This is a genomic window from Amycolatopsis sp. NPDC059027 (assembly GCF_042739735.1).
Lineage (GTDB): Bacteria > Actinomycetota > Actinomycetes > Mycobacteriales > Pseudonocardiaceae > Amycolatopsis.
Genome location: NZ_JBHYIK010000161.1, coordinates 1 through 2,883 on the forward strand (window position 1 = coordinate 1; position 2,883 = coordinate 2,883).

Consider the following 2,883-nt stretch of genomic DNA (forward strand, 5'->3'; position numbering starts at 1 on the left):
CGGGGGCCGCGGGCCGGGCGGCACGGCGGGCGACCCGCGGGCCACCGGGGCGGGCCGGGCCGTGGGCGTGGCCGGCCGCGACCGGACAGTCCGGTCCGGCCGGTGCCACCGGACAGTCCGGGCGCACCGGGCCTTCGGGTGTTCCGGGTGCGACCGGGCCGTCGGCACCTCCCGGCGCGACCGGCGCCACGGGCCCGGCCGGACCCCCGGGCCCCGCTGGGCCACCGGGGCCCGCTGGGCCACCGGGGCCCGCGGGACCGCGCGGCCCGGCCGGACCTTCCGGTCCTCCTGGTCCTCCGGGGGGATCCGGCGGTGGCGGGTAGCCCGGATGGCCGCGCGTCTGTCGCTCACGATGATCGTGCGGGACGAGGAGCCCCTGCTCGGGCGTGTCCTGCGCGATGCGGCCGGGTTCTGCGACGAACTGGTCGTCGTGGACACCGGCTCGCGGGATCGGACCCGCCGGGTCGCGCGGGAAGCGGGCGCCCGGGTCCTCGACGTCGGCTGGGAGGACGACTTCGCGGCCGCCCGGAACTTTTCCCTCGATGCCTGCACCGGCGATTGGGTGCTGTGGCTCGACGCCGACGACGTCGTATCGCCCGATGTGCAAGCGGCGCTGCGTACCGCGAAACGGGAAATCCTGACCGAGGAACTGGACGCCGTCACCACGCCGTACCACTACGCTTTCGACGCGGACACCGGTGCTTGTCTCCACACTTTCCCTCGTGAGCGGCTCGCCCGCAGAGTGGCGGGTCTGCAGTGGACGGGCGCGGTGCACGAATTCCTCGACATACCGGGGAATCGCGTGCTGCACCGAGCGGATCTCGCCGTCGAACACCGCCCGGACCCGGCGAAGCGCGCCGCGAAGAGCGGCCGGAATCTCCGCATCATCGAGCGAATGGTGCGCGAGGGCGACCACTCGTCACGTACGCGGTATTACCACGCCTGCGAACTTCGCGATGCCGGACGCTACGCCGACGCTCTCGACGCGTACGCGGCATACCTCCGAAACCCCGGCAAGGAGTGGGAGGAGTACACGGCCCTGCTCAGCGCCGCCGAATGCGCCGAAAAGCTTGGGCGCACCGGCGACGCTGCCGAGCATCTGCACGCGGCGTTGCGGTTGGATCCCTCACGGGCGGAGGTATTCCTCCGGCTCGGGCTGCCGCACTTCGAACGTGGGGAATGGGCGAAAGCGCTGCCCTTCTACGCTGCCGCGTCAACCGCGGAAACGCCTGTCGCGGGTTTTGTCTCCCCGCCCGATTACGGGTGGCGGCCGTGGGACTACCTGAGCGTCTGTCTCGCCCGGCTCGGCAGGCACGAGCAGAGCATCGCGGCTGCGGTCACCTCGCTCGAGGCCGGTAATCCCGAGCGGGAAAGGGTTCTCGCGAACATCCGATGGTCGGCGGACCGGCTCCCGCGCCGACAAGAGTAGCCCGGCGTCAGAAGTGGAAGATTCCCGTGAACAGCGCGGGGGAGGCGGCCAGCAGGCTGAACCGGATCCAGCGACCGGCGATCCCGGCGGTGAGGAACGTCGCCAGCCGCATCCGGACCAGCCCGGCCAGCACGCTCGTCGCCATGAACGGCGGCAGCCCGACGATCGAACTCACCCCGTAGGTCCCGGCCATCCAGTGCGGATGCCGGTGACAGCGTTCGCGCAGCGCGTCGAGCCAGCCGCGGATCCGCTTCGTGCGCATCCGCCAGCGGTCGCGCCGCGGTGAGGGCGGGCGTTCGCGGTGCAGCCGGTCGTGCAGGAACCGGGGCAATTTGATCGAACCGCGCGCGGCGAGGAAGTACAGCAGCTTCCCGGCGATCTGGCCGACCGCGACGACCGCGCCCAGCGCCAGCCAGTGCAGGTCCGGATGGCTCGCGACCAGGCCGAGCAGGAACACCTCGACGTTGATCAGCGGGACGATCGCCGAGCCGAACGCGACGCCGAGCGTCACGAGCAGCCAGCCGATCATCATGCCTCCGGGGATGGGACGTCAGTCCAAGTTAGCAGCAGAATTCGCGCGCACACTGGGGTTAACCCCCGGGTTCCCGCGGTGGACCGCACCAGAAGATCACCTCCTGGTCGGCTCCCGGACACCTGACGCTGGGAGGCTGACCGGGTGGCCGATGACCACTCCGACCGTTTCGCCGCCTTCTGCGCGGCCGTCGTGCGCCGTCTGCCGTTTGGGCTTTCCCGGGTGGTTGCGCCGAGTTTCCTGGGGTTCGCGCTGATCAACGGGTTCACCTTCGGGGTGGACCTGCTGCTGCTCACGACGTTCCACGGCTGGCTGGGCTGGCCGCTGTGGCTGTCGATCTCGCTGGGCTACCTCGGCGCGTTCGGGCTCAGCTTCGTGCTCAACCGGGCCTTCAACTTCCGCTCGCACGCGCCGGTCGGCCGTCAGGTGGTGCTCTACGTGATCGCCATCGGGGTCAACTACGCCGCGTTCCTGCTCGGCGTCGGTGCCGGACTGGCGGCGCTTGGCGTGCAGTACCACCTTTCGCGGATCATCGCGGGCGCGTGCGAAGGCGCCTTCATGTACTCGGTGATGCGCTGGGTCGTGTTCGCGAACCGCGCCGAGCCGGTACCGGCCCGCGCCCCGTCACCCGCCTCCGCCGCGGACACCCGCCCCTGACCCTCGTGGCCGGAAGCTGGTCGGGACGCCGGGGGACATACGCCCGAATGTGGCGTTCGCTGCGTTCAATGCACCCAATGTGGCGTTCGGTGCTCCGCCCTTGCCCCCGCCGCCGCCCTCAACGGAGACGCTGCGCGTCCAGCCTTGATTCCACCCACCCAATGCCACATTGGGGTTTTTTCATCCTGTTGGTGCTGGTCTGGGTGCTTGACGGGGTGGGTTGTGGTTGTGCCGTAGGGGTTTGCTGGGTTGCGTACCGGCGGTA

The 2,883-nt window shown here is 70.6% G+C and carries 3 protein-coding genes; 2 read left to right on the forward strand and 1 reads right to left on the reverse strand.

Annotated features, from left to right (window positions below):
- Positions 1-328 precede the first annotated feature (328 nt).
- Positions 329-1,429 carry a glycosyltransferase gene (locus tag ACFWY9_RS44815; protein ID WP_378341763.1) on the forward strand — a complete coding sequence of 367 codons (1,101 nt, stop codon included), beginning with the start codon at positions 329-331 and terminating at the stop codon, positions 1,427-1,429.
- Positions 1,430-1,436: 7 nt separating this feature from the next.
- Here the strand turns inward: ACFWY9_RS44815 and ACFWY9_RS44820 are convergent, their stop codons facing one another.
- A complete protein-coding gene (locus ACFWY9_RS44820; protein ID WP_378324276.1) occupies positions 1,437-1,958 on the reverse strand; it encodes a hypothetical protein in 522 nt (173 codons plus the stop codon).
- Positions 1,959-2,105: 147 nt separating this feature from the next.
- Between ACFWY9_RS44820 and ACFWY9_RS44825 the strand changes: the two genes are divergently transcribed.
- Positions 2,106-2,618, forward strand: coding sequence for a GtrA family protein (locus ACFWY9_RS44825; protein ID WP_378341764.1), 513 nt, complete (start codon positions 2,106-2,108; stop codon positions 2,616-2,618).
- The last annotated feature ends 265 nt before the right edge of the window (positions 2,619-2,883 follow it).